Origin of the sequence: Marinobacter sp., assembly GCF_035268745.1 — a bacterium.
GTDB lineage: Bacteria > Pseudomonadota > Gammaproteobacteria > Pseudomonadales > Oleiphilaceae > Marinobacter.
The window spans coordinates 10891-32559 of record NZ_DATFKH010000064.1 but is presented as its reverse complement, the minus strand read 5'-3'; the positions used below and the strand labels follow the sequence as shown (position 1 = coordinate 32559).

The window sequence follows — 21669 nt, the reverse complement described above, 5'->3', positions numbered from 1 at the left end:
CCATAAAGAGTGCAGACGCTGTCCGGTTTTACACCATTTTGCATATATTTTGAACAATTAATTTGACCGCACGGCCCAGACCATCGATCATGAATCTTCGCCAGGGAGGCTTGGAATGGGAGGTTACGCCCAGGTGATCGGAACAGAGCACACGCCGTACAACCCCTCGGTCCGCAATAATGGAGTTCAGAATTTGCCCGGTGTTTTTCCGGAAGTCATTCAGCAATGGCTGATGACTCTGACAAGAGCTGCACTGGTCGTGGCTGTCGCTCTGCTGGTAGCTGGCTGCTCGCGACCCAGCACACTTCAGGAGGTCCGGGCGGAAGGCGTGCTTCACATCATTACCCGGACGGCCCCCTCGATCTATTATGAAGGTCGCGATGGCAAAACCGGCTACGATTACGAGCTCGCCAGGATGTTTGCCGAGGATCTGGGGGTCGAGCTCAGGCTCCGAATCGCTGATGACAACAGTGAAATCCTGTCCATTCTGGATCGCAACTACGCTCATCTCGGACTGACCGGCCTCACTGGCCGACCCGAATTTGACGCCCGCTTCCATTCTGTCGCCAATGGTATCGTGGCCCGGTCTGTGGTGGTTTACAACCGCGACTTTGAACGGCCGGAATCTCTGCAGGATCTGAGCGGCCAGGCGATTCATCTGATGGCTGACAGTAACCACCGCACCCCGCTGGCAGCTCAGGAGGATCCGGAAACTGCCATTGACTGGATCCCGCATCAGGATCTGGACGCAGCCGGATTGCTCGCCCGGGTCGAGTCCGGTGAATTGCCGTACGCCGTTGTGGCTTCAAACGAACTTGATCTCCACCACGTCTTCTTTCCGGAGGTTAAACGGGCATTCAGCCTGAACGAACCTTCCGATCTGCTGTGGCTGTTCCCGGCCGAACAGGACCAGAGTCTTGCCACTGCGGCCCGGCAATTCATGGCAAAGGTCGAAGCCGACGGCACACTTGAACAACTGGCAGAGCGCTTCTACGGCCACCTCGACCGGTTGAACTATGTGGGCGCCCGCACCTTCTTTCATCATGTAAAGAACCGTCTGCCAAAATATGATGAGCTGTTCCGCGCGCATGCCGCTTCCTACAATCTGGACTGGCGTTTGCTTGCTGCCATCGGTTATCAGGAATCCCATTGGCGGCCAAATGCCGTCTCGCCCACCGGTGTTCGTGGCCTGATGATGCTGACCCGGAACACCGCCAGTCATATCGGTGTCAGTAACCGCCTGGATGTGGAAGAAAGCATTCGCGGCGGGGCAAAATATTTCACCATTGTTCGCCGTAAAGTGCCCGAGCGGATACCAGAACCGGACAAAACCTGGTTCGCGCTGGCTTCCTATAACGTGGGCTGGGGCCACGTGGAAGACGCCCGGCGCCTGACCGAAGGCGCAGGCAAGGATCCCGACCGCTGGATGGACGTGAAGGAATTTCTGCCTCTGCTGGCCCAGAAAGAGTGGTACACCAAAACCCGCTTTGGCTACGCCCGGGGCAATGAACCGGTTATTTATGTGCAGAATATCCGCCGCTATTACGACGTACTGGCCTGGATGACCGAAAGCGCCGACATCGCGGATGCCCGTGAAAAGCCCTGGTTCAGCGAACTCGAAGGCATGGAATCAGGTGTTGCGCCGGAGCCGGGAGTCCTGCCGGAGAACCCGGGCCAGCGACTGATGGAAGAACTGGGCTACCTGCCCCCCACACTTTGATCCTGATCGTCGGTCAGAAACGCTTCCAGAGCCGCTTCAACCTGGTCGCTGGCATAACCCCGACGCGACAGAAAGCGTCCCTGCCGGCCTTTTTCATTCCAGTCCTGACGTATATCTGACAACCCGAAACGACGGTCGCGCACCGTTATAGCGCTCTCGATCCACTGCCGGTCCGTCATTGCGGTCAGCCATTGCGGGGGGCGCGTTATGCCACGCTGCTGAAGTTCAGCGATAATTTTCAACGGACCATAACCAAGGTCAAAACGCTGGTGCGAAAATACATCTGCAAACCGTTCATCATTCAGCCAGTTATTGGCTTCGTACTCATCCAGTACCTTGGCAATGACCGCTGACTCGAATCTGCGCTGACGCAGTTTAAGATCCAGTTCAAGGCGGCTATGCTCGCGACGGGCAAGCAACCTGAGAGCAACCGCCCTGGCCTTTTGTTCCGAATCTTCCTGTTTTGTCATCCTGACTCTTCCCGCCCTTGCCTTCAAAACGCTAGACTAACGCTCATATTTTTCAAAGGATACTTCTATGGCTGCGTTTATCCAGAAAATCTTCGGCCGCAAAAAAACGGTGCCGGCTCCGAAACAGGATGTACCCAGCGCGCCAACGGCCAGCCAGCAGGAGAAATCAGACTTCCAGGATGAGGTGCGCCAGTCGCAACTCTCGCAACTTTCTGCATCACCTTCACAGGCCGAGCTGGAGCAACTTGCCAGTCAGGGGCTGTCGGCGGATATCCGCTTGTCAGCAGCAAAACTGCTGACCGAAAAGGACAGCCTCCAGCGGGTCCAGAAGCAGGCAAAAGGCAAGGACAAAGGTGTTTACCAGGTTGTTCGCCAGGCGCTTCAGGTCATTCGCGCCGGGGAAGAACAACAGCATCAGCGGGAACAGGCGATAGCATCGCTTGTCCGCAACGTGCAGGAGCAGGCCCGAAGCGACGACACCAAATTGTTTGAACCCCGCCTTGAAGCCCTGTTGAAACAATGGACTGAACTGGAAAGCCACGCCACACCGACACAAGCCAGCGAATTTTTACAGGGTGTTCACGACTGCCGTGACCGCCTGGCGGCGATGAAGGCAGAGAAAGCCAGAGCAACCCGCGCTCTGGAACAGAAAAATCAACGCTCTGAAACGCTGGCACTGCTGGAAGAAACCGTCAGCAGTCTCAGCCAGCCGGCTGCCGACGCGGAACCATCACTGGGCTCACTGGATGCGCTGCAGAAAACCCAGGAAAACCGTTGGATGGAAGCCACCCGCGACACGGCTGTCGAAAAGCAGCAGCAGAAAACCTACGAATCCTTGATGCTGGCCCTGCGAGCTTACATTGCAGCATTACGAAGACTGAACCAGAACCGGGACGCCATTCAGGCACTGATCAGCCCCGCCGAACCCGGAAACTCACTGGAAAATCCTGCAGCCGGGACCACAAGCGACAGCGAAATCCCGGTGCAGACCGCTGAGGAGCTGGTCCACGTTATTGACTGGCCAGCTGACTTCCAAATGCCGCCCCTGCTGCTGCAACTGGTCAGCACGACAGGCCAGAAACCGCCGCACGAACCGGACCGCAAGCGCGACAAGAAGAACTCGGAAGAACAGAAAGCCCGCGCCGAAACCCTGAAAAAAACACTGACAGAGCTTGAGCAGGCCCTGGAAGCAAGGCAACTGAAGGAATCAAAACAGCTGTTCAAAACGGTGCAGCAGCAACTGAAACAGCTGGACCGGCGTTTTGGGCAACCCCTCCAGCCCCGGGTTCAGTTGCTCGGTGGCCAGCTTCGTGAATTGAACGACTGGCAGGGCTTTGCCACCCGGCCCAAGCAGATTGCCTTGTGCGAACAGATGGAACACCTGGCAGAGCAACCGATCGATCCGGAAGCAAAGGCCGAACGCATCAAGGAAATCCAGGGCGAATGGCGCTCACTGGGAGGCTCCTCCGACCGGGAACTCTGGTCGCGTTTCAAACAGGCATCCGACCTGGCCTACGAGCCCTGCAAAGCTTATTTTTCCGCCAAATCCGGTCTCAAACAGGGCAACCTTGAAACCCGGAAAACCATCGTGGAGCAATTGCGGGCCTTCATTGAAAACGCTGACTGGCAGGCCATCGACTGGAAAGCCGCCGAGCAGATTCACCAGAAGGCAAGAGAAGAGTGGAAGGCAGCCTGGCCAATTGAGTTCCGGGATAACCGTCCGGTCCAGAAAGAGTTTGACGGTCTGCTGAAACAGCTTGAGGAGTCGCTGAATCAGGAACGCAAGAAAAATGAGGCACTCAAGCAGACCATTGTAGAAAGGGCCGAGGCGCTGATCGCACACGAGCCTCTGAGCGAGGCCATGAGTCGGGCCAAGGATCTGCAGAATGAATGGCAGCAGACAGGTATTACCCGTCATCGTGAAGACCGCAGACTCTGGCAGGCGTTTCGTAAAGCCTGCGATCAGATTTTTGCCCGCAGAGATGCGGTGAAAAACGAACAACAGGAGCAGACCCGCGCCGCTGATGAAAAAGCCAGGACTGTTCTGGAAGAGTCGCTGACAGAGCACCACAATCAGCCGCTGGCCGACCTTGAAAACGCCCTGCCCGGACTGGACAGCCTGCTGCAAGAGCCACTCTCGAACCCGGTCCGGAATCAGGTAAAGCAGGAGCAGCAACGTCTGAAGTCTGCCATTGAGTCCCGGCGCAGCCGCGAACAACTGGAACAGTGGCAAAGGCATATCCGGGCCCGGGCCGAAGCCCCGCTGAACGTGTCAGATCTGCCGGAAAACTGGGGCAAACTGGCGGCGAACCTGGAAGATGCGGACGCTGACGAACTGGTCATCCGGGCTGAAATTCTGGCCGGGATACCCTCCCCCGAGGAGGAACAGACCCGCCGGATGGAGATTCAGGTCAGACGCTTGGCGGACGGAATGGGCGGCAGCGACAATGGCCAGGATCTACTGAACCAGCTCAGGACCCTGGTGGCAGGATGGTGCCTGCGGCCGGATGACGACTCGGTGAGTCAGAACCGGGCCGACCGCCTTATCGCAGCACTGGAGAAAGTCGTCGGCTCGCAGGGCTGAGCAATGTCACAACTCTCTTCCATGCCCTGTTACAAACTCCCTGGCGTCCTTGACCGCGTCCAGGGATTGTTGCTTCAGGTCGTTCATTTCCCCTTCAGCCATGTAAAACATCATGTCAACGCTATGGCGGTAATACCTTGAAGGCAGTCGGTTAAGCGCCACACACATAACATCGGCCAGAAAGTCCTGTTCGTCCCCTGGCTGTCGCGTTTCAAGGATGGCGTCCGCCACCAGTTTTTCGTATAGATTATAGATCTCGTCGATCAGAGACATGGCTTTACTCCTGCCTTTGCGGGTTACTTGTCTGTACACCATAGATTCAGGTCCGGGAAAAGTCATGAGCGGGCCCACGATGAACACTTTAGCCAATGCAATTGGCACTGCCCGCCATTACCCCTTAAGCGCGCCAGCCGCTATGGTTGGCTATTGACAGATGTTCATCCACCGAGGACAGCAAATGACCACCGAAGCCTATATCTTCGACGCGGTGCGCACGCCCAGAGGGCGCGGGAAAAAGGACGGCTCCCTGCACAGCGTCAAACCCGTTACCCTGGTGACCCAGGTTCTGGAGGCACTGCGGCAGCGCAACAGCCTTGACACCTCACAGGTCGATGACATTGTCCTGGGCTGCGTAACCGCTGTGGGTGACCAGGGCGCGGATATTGCCAAGACCGCTGCCCTGGCGGCAGATTGGGACGAAGTGGTGGCCGGTGTCACGCTTAACCGTTTTTGCGCCTCAGGCCTTGAAGCCGTCAACCTTGCGGCCATGAAGGTGCGTTCCGGCTGGGAAGATCTGGTAGTCGCCGGCGGCGTTGAAGCCATGTCCCGCGTCCCGATGGGGTCAGATGGCGGGGCCTGGGCCACCGACCCGGCCACCAACCTGCACACCGGGTTCATGCCCCAGGGTATCGGCGCAGATCTGATTGCCACACTGGCAGGCTTCAGCCGTGAGGATGTGGACGAATTTGCTGTCAGATCCCAGCAAAAAGCCGCCAACGCCTGGGAAAAGGGCTATTTTGCCAAATCCATCATTCCGGTCACCGACCAGAACGGTGTTGTCATTCTGGACCATGACGAGCACGTCCGTGGCAGCACCTCCCTGCAATCACTCTCGGGCCTCAAGCCCTCCTTCCAGACGATGGGCGAGATGGGCTTCGACGGCGTAGCGCGGGAAAAATACCACTTCGTGGAAAAAATCAATCACGTGCACCATGCCGGCAACTCCTCCGGCATCGTTGATGGCGCTACCGCCATGCTGATCGGCAGCGAAGCAAAAGGCCGGGCCCTGGGGCTCAAACCCCGCTCGCGGATACTGGCGGCCGCGGTTACCAGTACCGACCCCACGATCATGCTCACCGGCCCTGCCCCGGCCGCGCGGAAAGCTCTCGAAAAAGCCGGCATGGCGGCCGACCAGATTGATCTGTTTGAAGTGAACGAAGCCTTCGCGTCCGTGGTGATGCGGTTCCAGCGAGAGCTGTCCATACCGGATGAAAAGATAAACGTAAACGGCGGCGCCATCGCCATGGGTCACCCCTTGGGCGCGACCGGCGCAATGATTCTGGGCACCCTGCTCGACGAACTGGAGCGCAGAGAGCAGCGCTACGGCCTTGCCACCCTGTGTGTGGGCGGTGGCATGGGCATCGCCACCATCATCGAGCGCATCTGAGCCGGCACCGGAATCCAGACAGCCTGACATCGCCAGGAGAACAACGCTATGAGTGCCATTCAGTACGACCTGGGCGCAGACAAGATTCTGACCCTCACCATCGATATGCCCGGCCAGTCCGCCAACACCATGAATGCGGCGTTCCGGACTGCCCTGGCCGAAACCGTCAGCCGGGTTAAAAACGACCTGGAAGACCTGGCGGGCATTATAATTACATCGGGCAAAAAGACCTTTTTCGCCGGTGGCGACCTCAAGGAACTCTATACGGTCACCGGTGATGATGCGGCAGCCTTCGAGGATATGGTTAACAGCCTGAAAGCGGACCTGCGGGCTCTGGAGACCAGCAGTAAGCCGGTGGTGGCCGCCATCAACGGCTCAGCCCTGGGCGGCGGCCTGGAGATCTGCCTGGCCTGCCATTACCGGGTGGCTATGGACGACGATGCAATGCGGCTCGGCCTGCCGGAGGTTACGCTTGGCCTGCTGCCCGGCGGTGGTGGTACCCAGCGCCTGCCAAGAATGATCGGTCTGGAAGCGGCCTTCCCCTACCTGATGGAAGGCAAAAAGATAAACCCCGGAGGCGCTCACAAGGCTGGCATCGTTGATCAACTGGCCAGTTCCCGGGAAGAAATGCTGGATAAGGCCCGGGCATTCATTACCGCCAATCCCCGGTGCCAGCAGCCCTGGGACCAGGATGGCTTCAGATTTCCGGGCGGCGCCCCCCATCACCCGGCGATGGCCCAGCGACTTGCCGTTGCACCGGCCATGCTGAAACAGAAAACCAGGGGCTGCTATCCGGCACCGGAGCGCATTCTTGCTGCCGCGGTGGAAGGGGCGCAGGTCGACTTTGATAATGCCAGCCTGATCGAGACCCGCTATTTCACAGATCTGGTGATCGGCCAGGTCGCCAAAAACATGACCGGCACCTTCTGGTTCCAGCTCAATACTGTAAACGCCGGTGAAAGTCGGCCCCGGGGCGTGGCAAAGCAGACCTTCCGCAAGGTCGGGGTACTGGGTGCCGGCATGATGGGCGCCGGTATCGCCTATGCCAGCGCAACCCATGATCTGGAAGTGATATTGAAAGACGTATCCACAACGAACGCCGAGCAGGGCAAATCCTATTCCGAAAAACTCCTGGCCGGTAAGGTCAGCCGCGGGCTGATGACAGAACAACACAAGACCGGGGTGCTGAACCGCATCACGACCACTGGCTCCGTCGACGAGCTGGACGGCTGTGAGCTGGTGATCGAAGCCGTTTTCGAAGACAGTGACCTGAAAGCCAGCGTAACCCGGGAGGCCGAAGCCAGGCTGACCAGCAACGGCATCTTTGCCTCGAACACATCGACGATTCCCATTACCCAACTGGCCGGAGCCTCGGCGAAACCGGAAAATTTTATCGGCCTGCACTTCTTCTCCCCGGTGGACAGAATGCAACTGGTGGAAATCATTGTGGGCGCCAGAACCTCCGATACCACCCTGGCGCGCGCCTTCGATTACGTTCAACAGATTGGCAAGATTCCGATTGTGGTGAACGATAGCCGTGGCTTTTTCACCTCCCGCGTCTTCGGCACCTTTGTCAATGAAGGCATTGCCATGCTCGGTGAAGGCATTCATCCAGCCAGTATCGAGAACGCGGCGGTGCTCTGTGGCATGCCGGTGGGACCACTGGCGATTTCTGATGAAGTGAGCATGACCCTGATGCAGCACATCCGGGACCAGAGCAGAAAAGACGCCGAAGCGGCCGGCAAAACCTGGAATGCCCACCCGGCGGAAGCCGTTATTGATGAAATGGTTGGCACGCACAATCGCAGGGGCAAGGCTGCCGGTGCGGGCTTCTATGAATACCCGGAATCCGGCAAAAAATACCTCTGGCCAGACCTGGACAGACTCTATACTGATCAGGACAGGGTCCGCTCAACCAACCTGCAGGAGCTGAAAGACCGCATTCTGTTCATTCAGGCCATCGAAACGGTCCGTTGCCTTGAAGAGGGCGTGCTCAGGACCGTGGCAGACGCCAATATCGGCAGTATCTTCGGGATCGGCTTCGCACCGTGGACCGGTGGCGCCATCCAGTTTATCAACCAGTACGGCGTTCGCGCCTTTGCAGAGCGGTCAAAAAAGCTTGCAGACCGGTTTGGTGAGCGCTTCAATCCGCCCGCCATGTTGCTTGAAAAGGCCGAAACCAATGTCGCCTTCGCCTGATTCAGGCTGATTCAGCACCGGGTTACCGGCAGTTTGACTCGTCGTCGCTTGACTGAACGTAACCCGGTAAAAGATACATAGCTGCCCGTTTCATGGACAGATTGTCACGAACCGAAACACCCTCGCTATGGCAACCCTTTCTGGCCTTGCCTACAATAAAATGATGAGTCAATCCAGCATTGAACTAGAATCGTATAACCCCAGATACTATCCGCTATCAGCGAATTCCCGCTGCGAAAGTGTTTCCCTCTACCTTCAGGTAACCAGTATATGAGCATCGCGAAACGCATTATGACCTCATACAGCGAACGACAGCATCCTGTCAGGCGACTGTGCATGGCAGTTTCGGCCTGCTTGATTCTGGCCTTCCCGGTGCCGGCGGTATCGGCAACCGAATCCTCAGGCGCCGAGTATCAGCCGGTATCGCCAACGATTGACCAGGCCCGGGCCAACATTCTGATCGCCAGGCAGCTGCAGTTCACCCACTTTCGCAGTATGGGCATCAACGATGAGCTTTCCGGTGACGTGTTCGATGCCTACCTGAATTACCTCGACGGTCAGCACATTTACCTGAGTCAGCAGGACGTCGACAAGTTCAGTGCGGTAAGGGAAAGTCTGGGGTCAGCGCTTAAAACCGGTCAGCTCCAGCCCGGCTTTGATATCTATAATCTGGTTCAGAGGCGCGTCATTGAACGTCTGAACTTTGCCATCGGAGTGGTAGAAGCCGGCATCGACAAGCTCGATTTCCAGAGCGATGAGCAGATTCTCCTGGATCGGTCAGAGGCTGACTGGGAACCCGACACCGAGGCCCTGAACGACCTCTGGACCAAGCGAATCAAGAACGCCGTGCTGGCCCAGCGTCTGAATGGCAGCAGCGATGAAGAAATCAGGGAGTCCCTGCTGCGCCGTTACGAAGGCCAGCTCAAGCGTACCCGTCAGGCCCGCAGCGAAGATGCGTTTCAGGCCTACATGAACGCATTCGCAGGCATGTGGGATCCGCATACGTCGTATTTTTCGCCGCGCACTTCGGAAAACTTCAACATCAATATGAGTCTCTCTCTCGAGGGTATTGGTGCGGTCCTGCAGTCAGATAACGAATACACCAAGGTGGTCCGCCTTGTGCCGGGAGGTCCGGCGGCCAAGCAGGGCCAGCTCAAGCCGGCGGATCGTATTGTCTCCGTCAGCCAGGAAGACGAGGATGAAACCGTCAATGTCATCGGCTGGCGCCTGGACGAAGTGGTTGGTCTGATTCGTGGTCCGCAGGGGTCGGTGGTAACGCTGGAAGTGGTGTCTTCAGATGCCGCCGATGAGAGCATTACCCGGACCATTGCGATCAAGCGGGATGAGGTCAAGCTGGAAGAACAGAGCGCAAGCAGCGAAGTGATCGAACTCGATCGCAATAACGAGGCTTTCCGCATTGGCGTGATCAATATCCCCACGTTCTACGCAGACTTCAAGGCGATGATGGCGAATGATCCCAATTACAAAAGTACAACCCGCGATGTTCGTAATCTGATCAATGATCTCAAGGCCGACGGCATTGACGGTATCGTGATGGATCTCCGCAATAATGGCGGTGGGGCTCTGCACGAGGCCAACGATCTGGTGGGTCTGTTTATCGAAGAAGGCCCCACGGTACAGATCCGTAGCTCCGGCAACGATATAAAAGTGCTGGAGGATGAGGACCCGTCAGTAACCTATGATGGTCCTCTGGTTGTGCTGGTGAACCGTATGAGCGCTTCAGCGTCAGAAATTTTTGCCGGCGCAGTTCAGGATTATGGCCGTGGCCTGGTGGTAGGCTCACAAACCTTTGGCAAGGGTACGGTTCAGGCCGTGCGCTCACTGAATCATGGCCAGCTCAAAATCACCCAGAGCAAGTTTTACCGCGTATCCGGTGGGTCAACCCAGCACAAGGGCATAATCCCGGATATCGAGATTCCCTCACGCGTCGACAAAACCCGGATTGGTGAAGATGCGCTCGACCACGCCCTGCCCTGGGACCAGATCGAGTCAGTGCCCTATCGGCGCTATTTCGATTTCAGCAGCGTGATTGATGAATTGCGCACCCGCCATGACGGCCGGTTTGCAGACCATCCGGAGTTTCGTCTGCTGCAGAAGGAAATCGATTTTCTGAAGCGGCAGCGGGAGCAAACCGCCGTCAGCCTGAACTTTGACAAGCGTGAACAGCACCAGAATCAGCTCGAAGAAGACCGACTGTCTATCGCCAACGCCCGCCGCGAGATCCGTGGTAAAAAGCCGTTTGATACTCTGCAACAGCTTGATGACTGGCAGGACCAGCAGGCGGCCGATATTGGCAACAACGATGAGGATCTGGATTTCATCGTGATGGAGGGTGGCAATATCATGGCGGACATGCTTGAACTGGACAGGAAGATGGCTTCCATCCTTCCGCCACAGAATTTCACCAGTCAGGCCAAGTCATACTGACCAAGGAACGATCCCAATGGAAGATGCGGGCAGCGACCGGAACAAGGCAAAGCTACTGGAAGGCATGCTGATGGACGCCATGCATGCCATGCGGTCCCGGGAGGAGATGGAAAAGGTCGAGGCCGGTACCAGGAAAAAGGCCAGTGAGGAACACGAAGCGGAGTCCCTGATTGACCGTATCACCGGGTTCACCAGCTCGGCGTTAAGGTTTGCTGCCAGATCGACAGACACCTCCCGCAAGGTAGGCCGGGCCCTGGCAAAATCACAGAGCCAGTTGCGGACGATGCTGATCGCGGGGAACTCCCTGCGGGACATCCGCGAAGTCGCGGGCCTGACGCTGTCCGAGATGAGTGAAGCGCTGAACCTGAAGGACAAGTCGGTTCTGGAAGCCATCGAAAATGGCACCAGCACCCTGTCTTTCGAACTTATTCTGCGCCTTGCAGCACTGATTGCCCGCAACGACCCCATTCCGTTCATTCTGCGCACCACCCGCAACTACAACCCGGAGGTCTGGCGTATTCTCGACGACTGGGGGGTGGGGCGACTACCGCTTCAGTTTGAACGGGAACGGCAGTTCATCAATATATTCCGCAGACACGACGACGCTCGTACGCTCTCGGACGAAGGCTTTGAAAAGGTACTTGAGTTCACCCGCCAGAGTTTTGAAATGTCATTGCACTTCATTGAACAGCGGGAGCAGGAAGTGGCTGAAATCAGGGCCAGCCATACGCCTGACCCGGAAGCAAAAACCCAATAGGATCAGCCGAACAGCCTTGTCATGCCCGCCACGTCCGGGCGGCTGACCACGCCTTTTTCCGTCACGATCACGTCGACCAGGGCCGCCGGGGTTACATCAAAGACCGGGTTGAAAACCGCCACCGATGCAGGCGCCATCGGCAGCTCCCGGACCCTGCGGAGCTCCTGGCCGTCCCGCTCTTCAATCGGAATCTCCCGGCCTGACGCCAGGGCCATATCCACCGTGCTGGACGGAGCAACCACCATAAAACCGACGCCATGATAGCGGGCAAGCACCGCCAGGCTGTAGGTACCTATTTTGTTGGCGACATCGCCGTTGGCGGTAATGCGGTCAGCGCCGACAATCACCCAGCTCACTTTGCCAGAGGCCAGAATGGTGGCGGCTGCACTGTCCGCGTTCAGGGTAACGGGAATGCCATCCCGGGTCAGTTCCCAGGACGTCAGGCGACTGCCCTGCAACCAGGGCCGGGTTTCATCTGCGAAGGCGTTCACCAGCATTCCCGCTTCGTGCAGGCGGCGGACAACGCCCAGCGCCGTGCCGTATCCGCCGGTCGCCAGGGCACCCGTATTGCAGTGAGTCAGTACCGAAACCGGTTGATCAGTCTTCATGTGCATCAGCGCATGCTCGGCCATGGCAAGGTTTGCCGCCAGGTCCTCCTGATGAATCGACACGGCCGCCAACCCAAGCTGCTCAATCGCATCAGCCCGGGTGCTGCAGCCTGCAAGAATTTCCTGCATCCGTTTCAGGGCCCAGAAAAGATTGACGGCCGTGGGGCGGGACTCGGCCAGGACCCTGATTGAATGGTCCACCTGCGCCCGCCAGTTTTCGCCTGACGCTGTCCTGGCCGCCAGCGCTGCCCCGTAGGCTGCACTGATGCCTATCGCCGGCGCACCTCGCACCACCATATCCCGGATCGCGCCGGCGACGGCGTCAGCAGTGTCGAGACGCAACCAGACTTCCTGATCGGGCAGCAGGCGCTGGTCCAGCAACTCCAGACTGCTGCCATGCCAGCGCATAGCGACGGTACCGATTGAACGAGTGCCGGGCATTGCCGGGGCCTGATTCATAGCAAACTCCAACTGGAACAAGATGCCTGCAGTATACCGCTAACAGGGCCCTTAACTCAGCCCGGTACCAGGGTAGTTCTCGGACGGGTCGCTCGTTATACTCCCGGGCTGGGCTATTTGTTCATAAAACAAGGCAGAATGAATGACGGCAGAGACCATAAACGCAGCAGATATCCGCATCAACGCCCGCTGGCTGATCCCCATTGAGCCGGCCAATACCGTTCTGGATCATCAGGCTGTGCTGATTCAGGGTGATCGCATTGCCGCCGTGCTGCCCCAGGGCGAGGCGGATGCGCGCTATCGCGCCAAGGAAGTGATTGATCTGCCCTACCATGTCGTGCTTCCGGGCCTGATCAACAGCCATGGCCACGCGGCCATGTCGCTGTTCCGGGGAATGGCGGACGACCTGCCACTGATGACCTGGCTGAACGATCACATCTGGCCTGCCGAAGGTGAATTTATCAGTGAAGCCTTTGTCGCTGACGGCACCCAGCTTGCCATGGCGGAGATGCTGCGGACCGGGACCACAACCTTCTCTGACATGTATTTCTTCCCGGAAATCGTCGCGCAACTTGCCCGGGATACGGGCATGAGAGCACAGGTCTGCTTTCCCCTGCTGGACTTCCCCACGCCCTGGGGCGCCGGACCTGACGAGTATCTGAGCAAGGGCAAGGCGTTTATTGAACAATGGCAGGACAGCCTTTTCATCTTTCCCGCAATCGGCCCTCACGCGCCCTACACGGTATCTGATGAGCCACTGACCAGGGCCGTGGAGCTCGCCGGGGAAACCGGCGCTGCGATACAGATTCATCTTCACGAAACCGCATCCGAAGTAACCGAGGCCATGGAGAAAACCGGAATCCGGCCGACGGTTCGAATGGCAGGACTGGGATTGCTGGGACCCAACACCCAGTGTGTCCACATGACCCAGATTGATGACTCCGATATTGCATTGCTGAAACAGACGGGAGCCCATGTCATTCACTGTCCCGAATCGAATCTCAAGCTGGCCAGCGGCCTGAGCCCGGTGCAGCAACTGCGCGACGCCGGAGTGAACGTGGCCATTGGTACCGACGGCGCCGCCAGTAATAATGATCTGGACCTGCTTGGCGAGCTGAGCACAGCGGCCATGCTGGCCAAGGCCGTCGCCGGTGATGCCTCGGCTCTCTCCGCCCACGAAGCGCTGGCCATGGCAACCATTGCCGGGGCCAGAGCCATTGGCCGTGAAAGCGAACTTGGCTCGCTGGAAGCGGGCAAACTGGCTGACCTGATTGCCGTTGACCTGAGCGATCCCTTTCTGCAGCCGGTATATGACCCGGCGTCTCACCTGGTCTACAGCCGTCACGGACGACAGGTCAGTCATAGCTGGATAGGTGGTGTGCCTCAGGTCCAGGATGGCGAGCTGACACGTATAGATGTACCAGACCTGATGCTCAGGGTTCAGAGCTGGTCGGACAGAATTCGCGAGCAGCAATCCCGCTGACACGACACTTTTCAGGATCAGGCAGACTGCTATGACTAATCACAACGTCGATCACAACGAAATTGAAAAATTCAACGCCCTGGCCAGCCGCTGGTGGGACCCCACCAGCGAGTTCAAACCACTGCACGATATCAATCCGCTGCGACTGAATTACATTGACGAACACTGCCCGCTCGCCGGCAAGAAGGCCCTGGATGTAGGCTGCGGTGGTGGTCTGCTGACTGAGGGAATGGCCCAGCGTGGCGCCCATGTAACCGGTATTGATATGGGCGAGGCGCCGCTGTCAGTGGCGCAACTGCATGGGCTGGAAAGCGGCATCAACGTGGACTACCAGCAAATCACCGTGGAAGAGCTGGCGGGCGATCCGGAGCACGCCGGCCAATACGATCTGGTTACCTGCCTGGAAATGCTTGAACACGTTCCTGATCCCGGTTCCGTGGTCAAGGCCTGCGCCGCCCTGCTAAAACCCGGCGGGCATCTGTTCGTATCCACCATCAACCGCAACCCCAAGTCCTTCCTGTTCGCCATCGTCGGCGCCGAGTATGTGCTCCGGCTGCTGCCAAAAGGTACTCACGAATGGCGAAAATTCATCCGGCCCTCGGAAATGTCGGACCACCTCCGCCATGCAGGTCTTGATGTCAGCGACCTGACCGGCATGACCTACAACCCGTTCACCAAAGTCTACCGTTTGGGGCGCGACGTCGACGTCAACTACATAATGCACGCCATCGATACCCGCGGGGCAGCATCGTCGTCGTGAGCCGTACACCTTCTGTTGTCCTGTTTGATCTGGACGGTACGCTGATCGACACCGCGCCGGACTTTATCCGCTGCCTTAACGCATTGAGACAGTCACGGAGCCTTGAAGCGCTGCCACCGGCTTTTATCCGCCAGTCTGTATCCGACGGTGCCCGCGCGATGATCCGTATCGGCTTCGGTCTCGAGCAGCATGAACCCGGGTACACCGAACTGCGAGCGGAATTTCTGGACCTTTATGAGGTGGGTATTGCGGTTGAAACCAAGCTGTTCGACGGCATGGACGCTATCCTGCTTGCGCTGGAGGCGCGCCAGATTCCCTGGGGCATAGTGACCAACAAGCCCGTGCGTTTTGCCGTGCCACTGATCCGCGCACTGGGTCTGCACCAGCGCTGCGCAACACTGGTCTGTCCGGATCATGTGGCTCAGGGCAAACCCCATCCTGAAGCTCTTTTCATGGCCTGCGACGAAGCTCGGGCTGCCGCTGAAAAAGCCATCTACGTAGGCGATCACCAACGCGATATTGAAGCAGGCCGCAACGCCGGCATGACTACCATTGCGGTGCGTTACGGCTATATTGAACGCCCTGAAGCCGTGGATCTGTGGCAGGCGGATCTGATCGCCGATACGGTCAGCGACCTGGCAAAACTGTTACAATAGCTCCATCGGGCCTCAACAAAACTGGCCTCATTCCGATCTCACAAGCTCAGCCATTGCCAACGGAGGAACAGCATGCAGGACTACCAGGCCCCGGCAGATCTACTCAAAGACCGCATCATTATGGTAACGGGTGCCGGCAGCGGTATTGGCAGGACTGCAGCAAGGGCCTACGCGGCTCACGGTGCCACGGTGATTCTGGTAGGCCGGACCGTATCAAAGCTGGAATCGGTCTACGACGAGATCGAATCCGCCGGTCACCCCAAGCCCGCCATTGTGCCGCTCAATCTTGAAGGCGCGGCGGTCAAGGAATATGAAGAGCTGGCCATGACCATTGAAGACAATTTTGACCGTCTGGACGGATTGCTTCACAACGCCGCCATTCTGGGCAACCGTAGCCCGGTGGAACTGTACGATCCGGAAATCTGGTCAAAAGTCATGCACGTTAATGCGACTGCGCCTTTTCTCCTGAGCCGCGCGATGATTCCGCTGCTGCGCAAGTCAGCGGACGCATCGGTGATTTTTACCTCATCAGGGGTTGGCCGCAAAGCCAAAGCGTACTGGGGCGCCTACGCCGTCTCGAAGTTTGCCGTTGAGGGTCTGAGCCAGCTGCTGTCCGAGGAACTGGACGATGATCGTCATAATATCCGGGTCAACAGTCTCAATCCCGGCGCTACCCGTACCAATATGAGAGCACGGGCTTACCCGGCGGAGAACCCGCAACAGAACCCCATGCCCGAGGACCTGATGCCGGTTTACCTTTACCTGATGGGCCCTGACAGCAGCGCAGTGAACGCCCAGCAGATTGACGCGCAACCAAAACCTAACGAATAACAAAGTAATGGAACTGATTTTTTACACCACGTCCCAGTGTCATCTTTGTGAACTGGCGGAGGCCCTGCTGGTGAGCACTCCGATGCCGGAACCGATCCCCGTGGACGCCGTGGACATCGCCCAGTCCGAGATGCTGGTGCAACGTTATGGCACACGAATTCCGGTATTGCACCGCAGCGACACCGGCGAGGAACTGGACTGGCCATTTACCAGCGACCAGTTAACTGACTTTCTTCGATGAGGATTACCCGACATGCTGATGGTTATTTCCCCCGCCAAAACCCTCGACTACGACAGCCCCCTGGCTACCACCAAAGCCAGCCAGCCGGATTTTCTGGACGATGCCTGTGAACTGGTGGACCAGCTGAAAACGCTGGAGCCTCACGACATCAGCAACCTCATGGGGGTCAGCGACAAGCTGGGGCAACTCAACGCCGAGCGTTTCCGGCGCTGGCAGACCCCTTTCACCCAGGATAATGCGCGCCAGGCCGTGCTTGCTTTCAAGGGTGATGTCTACACCGGACTGGACGCGGAAAGCTTCAGTGCCAAAGAGTTCGAGATTGCCCAGAAGCGCCTGCGAATACTTTCCGGCCTCTACGGGGTGCTGAAACCACTGGACCTGATGCAGCCCTACCGGCTGGAAATGGGGACAAAGTTGGAAAATAACCGCGGCAAGGACCTCTATGCGTTCTGGGGTAACAAAATCACCGACGAACTGAACCGTCTGCTGAAAGCCGACGATGGCGTACTGGTGAACCTTGCTTCCAACGAGTACTTCAGAAGCATCCGGAAAAAAGAGCTGGATGCCCGGCTGATCACCCCGCAGTTCAGGGACTGGAAAAACGGCCAGTACAAAATGATCAGTTTCTACGCCAAAAAGGCCCGGGGACTCATGTGCCGTTATGCCATCCAGAACAACATCACCCGGGCGGACGACCTCAAAGGCTTTGATCTTGAAGGCTACCGCTTCAGTGAGGAGCAGTCCGACGGCGATAACTGGGTGTTCCTGAGAGATGCTTCATGAGTGAGTCGGTTTTCTCCCAGATTTCAATGCTGGTATTGCTCACCGGCCTTATCGTGTGGATGGGCTTTATTGTCTGGGATCTGGCAAAAAAATCCCAGGCCGGCCGGTTCGGCACCATTGCCCTGTTCACAATCCTGGGGGCCGGCGTCGTAGGCTTCATTGTCAAGACCGTGCTGGTCGAAATCATGCAATAACCAACAAGGACCCGGACCATGTGGTTCCGTAATGCCCGCGTATTCCGTTTTACCAAACCCTTTGAGATTACTGCCGAAACTCTGGAGGCACAGCTTCAGACCGAAGCCTTCAGACCCTGTGGCCCCCAGGAAAGCTCCCGCCAGGGCTGGGTGCCGCCCATGGGCAGACACAGCGATCAACTGGTTCACAGCTCCGGTGGCTGTTTTCTGATCGCGCTGCGCAAGGAAGAAAAACTGCTGCCAGCCTCGGTGGTAAAAGAACTGGTGGACGAAAAAGCGGAAGCCATCGAAATCGAGCAGGCCCGGAAAGTGCGGCGCAAGGAGAGGGACGAACTGAAAGAGGAAATCACCCTGGAAATGCTGCCGCGGGCCTTCTCCAAGAACCGCCGGTGTTATGCCTACCTGGCACCGGCTGACGGCGTACTGGTGGTGGACGCGGGATCCGCCAAACAGGCCGAGGACCTTGCTTCCGCTCTGCGTAAAAGCGTCGGTTCCCTGCCGGTTCGGCCGCCAGCGGTGGAACAGGCACCATCTTTTACATTCACCGGCTGGCTTGACCATACCATTGATCTGCCCTCCGCGATCGATCTGGGTACCGAATGTGAACTGAAAGATCCGTCTGAAGACGGCGCCGTGGTGCGCTGCAAGGGACTGGATCTGCGCGGCGATGACGTTCGCACCCATCTCAACGCTGGCATGCTGGTGACCAGGCTGGCGCTGACCTGGGATGACAATGTCTCGTTTGTTCTGGATGAAGAACTGGGCATCAAGCGTCTGAAGTTCGGCGAAACCCTCCAGGAAAAGCTGGACGATGTGGATTCCGACGATGCCGCCGCCCGTTTTGATGCCGCGTTTTCGCTGATGACCCTGGAGCTGTCCCGGCTGATTCCCGGGCTGCTGGAAGCCCTGGGTGGGGAAGACCGGTCAGCCATTGTGGCAGAGTGAAGGGAAAGACTAATGGGAGCTATGATCAAGGCGCTCCCGCTGCCAGTCCTTCTCCGGCTCGTTCAGTACCAGCAGCAGGTCCATCACCTCTTCTTCCGGGTTATATCGGGTTTCGAACCCCATGTGCTCCGCCAGGCGCAGCATGGGGAGGTTATCAGGCAGCACGTTGCCAACCATTTCCGCCGTGCCCCTGGCCCGGCAGTAATCGATCATCTTCTGCATCAGCACAACGCCCAGGCCCTCACCTTTCATTTTGTCGTGGACCATTACCGCAAATTCGCAGCGTAGGTTATCGGCGTCAGTCCAGGTTCTTACCGCACCCAGGGTTTCCTCGCCCTCATCATCTTCCCGGGGCGCCGTCGCGATAAATACCATTTCCCGGTCGTAGTCGATCTGTACCATCTGGGCGACATCTTCGCGGGAGAAATGCTTGCGGTACTGGAAAAACCGGTAACGAATGGAATCCGGCGACTGCAGTTGGTGGAAAACCCGGTGAGCCGGCTCATCTTCTGCCCTCACCGGGCGCAGGATGACCCGCCGGCCTGATTTTGGCAGCACAATCCACTCTTCCAGCTCCCGGGGATAGGCCTGGATAATGGGCTTCCCGGGTTCTTCAGACAGATCGATGGCAACGTTTACCGCAACGGCACCGTCGTCGTTAAACTGCAGCGGCGAAATCTCCAGCCCCCGGATTTCGGGGATATCGATGACTATCTGGGACAGGGTCACCAGGGTTTCCGCGACGGCACGGGTATCGTCCTCCGGCTTCATGCTGTGCTCGTTCAACAGCTTGTACATATAGGTTCGCCGCAACAGCTCTCTGGCCAGCACCATATTCAGCGGTGGCAGGGCTATCTGGCGGTCCGACATCACGTTGATCCGGGCGCCCGCCGCACCACAGACCACCAGCGGACCAAACAGCTCATCACGGGTAATACCCACACTGAACTCGATCCCGCCCACATGCTGATAGGACCGCTGAACCGCATACCCGAGAAAACCACTGTCCGGATAATGATTCTGATACTGGTCCATCAGAAACTGACAGGAGTCGATAATGGCACCTTCGCTGTTGAGTTTCCTGACCGTGCCCTTATAGCGCCGCTGGCCAGGACTGAGCGCGACCAGGGGAACACAGGACCGTTCGTGAATCAGGGTTATATCGATGGGACGGCGCTCCACTGCGAAAGCTTCCAGCACCTCCGCCACGTCATCACAGTAGATGGTCTCCACGGCGTTGATGCCGTAATCCCGGATCACCTCCCGCGCTTCACGATTGCTCAGGCAAAAGCGCTTGTCGCGCAGGGCCTCGGTGACCACGCGCCGGGTCTGGGAACGGTCCGCCAGATGATCGGTAAACGATTCGGGAGTTTCCGTCAGCAGGCGCTGTACCCGTTGATGACGCACATGTTGCATGAATGCGGTGACGGCTTTCTCGGGATTGAAAAACGAGGGTACGCCGGCGCGATAGAACTCGGCGCGGCCGTCCATTACCGTGCTCTGGCCCAGCCAGCAGGTAAACACGTTCAGCCGGCTGCCTTTGGTCGCCTGAACAACCGCATCGGCGATACGGACACTGTCCTGCGTCAGCGTTGGCGCATACATCACCAGCACATTGCTGATCTGCGGGTCTTTGGCCATTACTCTTACCGCATTAGCATAGACTTCGGGCGAGGCATCGTAGCCAAGATCAATCGGATTCTTGGGGGTCCAGTAAGCTGGCAGATGCTCGGCAAGTTTACTGATGGTCTCGTCCGATAAAGGGGCCAGCTCGCCTTCCAGGGAAGCCAGTCTGTCCACTGCCAGAACACCGGGGCCAATGCCGTTGGCCATGATCGCCAGACCCTCCTTGCGCAGGGCGCGCATACGGGTAAGGGTTTCCAGAGCGTCAAACATCTGCCCCAGTCCGTCCACCCTCAATACACCGGCACGCTGCAACATGGCATCGTATATCGGATCACTCTGAGTCAGGCCCACCGGAAGTTTATGGGGCATCCACTCGGATTCCGGCACACGACCGCTTTTCACCGCAATGACCGGCTTGGTACGGGAAGCAACCCGCACCGCAGACATGAACCGCCGGGGATTCGGGATATGTTCCAGGTGCAGCAGAATCGCCCGGGTCCGGGTGTCCTGAGCCAGATAATCAATCAGGTCGTCGTGGTCGATGTCCATGCCATCGCCCAGAGTCAGAAAATAGGAGAATCCCACGCCCCGGGCAAAAGCCCAGTCAATAATCGAGCTGGCAATCGTGCCGGACTGCCCTACAAAGGCAACTTTCCCCGGCATAGCGCCCATGTGGACGTAGGTGGCATTGAGATTTCGCGCCGGCACCATAAGCCCTATGGTATTGGGTCCAAGCACCCGGATCCCGCTCTCCCTCGCTGCCTTGCGCACCGAATACATCAGCGGCTGACCGCTTCTGCTATGGCTCCGGGACATGCCCCCGGTCATCACGATAGCGGTACGAACCCCGGCCTCGCCCAGCTTGCGAACCATCTTTGGCACCGTTTCAGGGGGGGTGCAGACAATCGCAAGATCTGTCCCCCCAGGCATCTGTGATACTTTTCGAACACAGTGCACGCCATGCACGTCGTCGTAATTATTGCGATTGATTACGGTCAGTTTTCCCGCGTGTCCGCCCGCAAGCAGGTTGCGCAGCACCATACCCCCCAGATTATCGGAACGTTCCGACGCGCCAACCACCACGATCGAATCAGGGTTGAACAGGCTTTCCAGATAACGGGTACTCAAGGGAATCTCCTTGCTGATTTGGTTTTGCACAGTCAGTTCTATCTTAGGCCCTTGAACTGCAATACGAAACTACCCTGCGCGGCTACGACCAAAGAACTCAGGAAATCTCGG

General features: G+C 57.8%; 18 protein-coding genes. 14 read left to right on the top strand and 4 right to left on the bottom strand.

Going from position 1 to position 21669, the window contains the following annotated elements; translation table 11 throughout:
• Positions 1–232: 232 nt before the first annotated feature.
• Positions 233–1720 (top strand): membrane-bound lytic murein transglycosylase MltF, encoded by a 1488-nt coding sequence (gene mltF, locus VJ956_RS06090; RefSeq protein WP_324082834.1) that lies wholly within the window; start codon positions 233–235, stop codon positions 1718–1720.
• Here mltF and VJ956_RS06085 read toward each other — a convergent pair.
• The gene (locus VJ956_RS06085; RefSeq protein WP_324082815.1) at positions 1699–2190 is read right to left on the bottom strand and encodes a regulatory protein RecX; all 492 of its coding nucleotides are present in this window, start codon (positions 2188–2190) and stop codon (positions 1699–1701) included. The genes mltF and VJ956_RS06085 overlap by 22 nt on opposite strands.
• Positions 2191–2257: 67 nt before the next feature.
• Here VJ956_RS06085 and VJ956_RS06080 point away from each other — a divergent pair, with 67 nt between their 5' ends.
• On the top strand, positions 2258–4774 hold the full coding sequence (locus tag VJ956_RS06080; RefSeq protein ID WP_324082813.1) for a DUF349 domain-containing protein: 2517 nt from the start codon (positions 2258–2260) through the stop codon (positions 4772–4774).
• A 6-nt stretch (positions 4775–4780) separates the two neighbouring features.
• Here the strand turns inward: VJ956_RS06080 and VJ956_RS06075 are convergent, their stop codons facing one another.
• Positions 4781–5047, bottom strand: coding sequence for a late competence development ComFB family protein (locus tag VJ956_RS06075; protein ID WP_324082811.1), 267 nt, complete (start codon positions 5045–5047; stop codon positions 4781–4783).
• A 184-nt stretch (positions 5048–5231) separates the two neighbouring features.
• Here VJ956_RS06075 and VJ956_RS06070 point away from each other — a divergent pair, with 184 nt between their 5' ends.
• The 4 genes from VJ956_RS06070 (at position 5232) to VJ956_RS06055 (ending at position 11844) form a co-directional block, all read left to right on the top strand.
• Entirely contained in the window at positions 5232–6440 is a 1209-nt protein-coding gene (locus VJ956_RS06070) for an acetyl-CoA C-acetyltransferase (protein WP_324082809.1), read from the top strand.
• A gap of 48 nt (positions 6441–6488) precedes the next feature.
• Entirely contained in the window at positions 6489–8639 is a 2151-nt protein-coding gene (locus VJ956_RS06065) for a 3-hydroxyacyl-CoA dehydrogenase NAD-binding domain-containing protein (protein WP_324082807.1), read from the top strand.
• A 270-nt stretch (positions 8640–8909) separates the two neighbouring features.
• Positions 8910–11087: a carboxy terminal-processing peptidase gene (locus VJ956_RS06060; protein WP_324082805.1), complete on the top strand. Its 2178-nt coding sequence runs from the start codon at positions 8910–8912 to the stop codon at positions 11085–11087.
• Positions 11088–11103: 16 nt separating this feature from the next.
• A complete protein-coding gene (locus VJ956_RS06055; RefSeq protein ID WP_324082803.1) occupies positions 11104–11844 on the top strand; it encodes a helix-turn-helix transcriptional regulator in 741 nt (246 codons plus the stop codon).
• Positions 11845–11846: 2 nt separating this feature from the next.
• On the opposite strand, the gene mtnA is transcribed toward VJ956_RS06055, so the two are convergent.
• Positions 11847–12911: an S-methyl-5-thioribose-1-phosphate isomerase gene (gene mtnA / locus VJ956_RS06050; protein WP_414674389.1), complete on the bottom strand. Its 1065-nt coding sequence runs from the start codon at positions 12909–12911 to the stop codon at positions 11847–11849.
• Between the two features lie 142 nt (positions 12912–13053).
• Here mtnA and VJ956_RS06045 point away from each other — a divergent pair, with 142 nt between their 5' ends.
• The 8 genes from VJ956_RS06045 to rdgC all read left to right on the top strand — a co-directional run bounded on the left by VJ956_RS06045 (position 13054) and on the right by rdgC (position 18804).
• Positions 13054–14394 (top strand): TRZ/ATZ family hydrolase, encoded by a 1341-nt coding sequence (locus VJ956_RS06045; RefSeq protein ID WP_324082801.1) that lies wholly within the window; start codon positions 13054–13056, stop codon positions 14392–14394.
• A gap of 31 nt (positions 14395–14425) precedes the next feature.
• Positions 14426–15154 (top strand): bifunctional 2-polyprenyl-6-hydroxyphenol methylase/3-demethylubiquinol 3-O-methyltransferase UbiG, encoded by a 729-nt coding sequence (ubiG, locus tag VJ956_RS06040; protein ID WP_324082799.1) that lies wholly within the window; start codon positions 14426–14428, stop codon positions 15152–15154.
• The gene (locus VJ956_RS06035; protein WP_324082797.1) at positions 15151–15810 is read left to right on the top strand and encodes an HAD-IA family hydrolase; all 660 of its coding nucleotides are present in this window, start codon (positions 15151–15153) and stop codon (positions 15808–15810) included. Before ubiG ends, VJ956_RS06035 begins: the two co-directional genes overlap by 4 nt.
• 72 nt (positions 15811–15882) lie before the next feature.
• Positions 15883–16641 (top strand): YciK family oxidoreductase, encoded by a 759-nt coding sequence (locus VJ956_RS06030; RefSeq protein ID WP_324082795.1) that lies wholly within the window; start codon positions 15883–15885, stop codon positions 16639–16641.
• Between the two features lie 7 nt (positions 16642–16648).
• Positions 16649–16882: a glutaredoxin family protein gene (locus VJ956_RS06025; protein WP_324082793.1), complete on the top strand. Its 234-nt coding sequence runs from the start codon at positions 16649–16651 to the stop codon at positions 16880–16882.
• A 12-nt stretch (positions 16883–16894) separates the two neighbouring features.
• The gene (gene yaaA, locus VJ956_RS06020) at positions 16895–17665 is read left to right on the top strand and encodes a peroxide stress protein YaaA (RefSeq protein ID WP_324082791.1); all 771 of its coding nucleotides are present in this window, start codon (positions 16895–16897) and stop codon (positions 17663–17665) included.
• On the top strand, positions 17662–17859 hold the full coding sequence (locus tag VJ956_RS06015) for a DUF2788 domain-containing protein (RefSeq protein ID WP_324082789.1): 198 nt from the start codon (positions 17662–17664) through the stop codon (positions 17857–17859). Before yaaA ends, VJ956_RS06015 begins: the two co-directional genes overlap by 4 nt.
• 18 nt (positions 17860–17877) lie before the next feature.
• Positions 17878–18804 (top strand): recombination-associated protein RdgC, encoded by a 927-nt coding sequence (gene rdgC, locus VJ956_RS06010; RefSeq protein WP_324082787.1) that lies wholly within the window; start codon positions 17878–17880, stop codon positions 18802–18804.
• Positions 18805–18813: 9 nt separating this feature from the next.
• Here the strand turns inward: rdgC and VJ956_RS06005 are convergent, their stop codons facing one another.
• Positions 18814–21558 (bottom strand): bifunctional acetate--CoA ligase family protein/GNAT family N-acetyltransferase, encoded by a 2745-nt coding sequence (locus VJ956_RS06005; RefSeq protein ID WP_324082784.1) that lies wholly within the window; start codon positions 21556–21558, stop codon positions 18814–18816.
• Positions 21559–21669 lie beyond the last annotated feature (111 nt).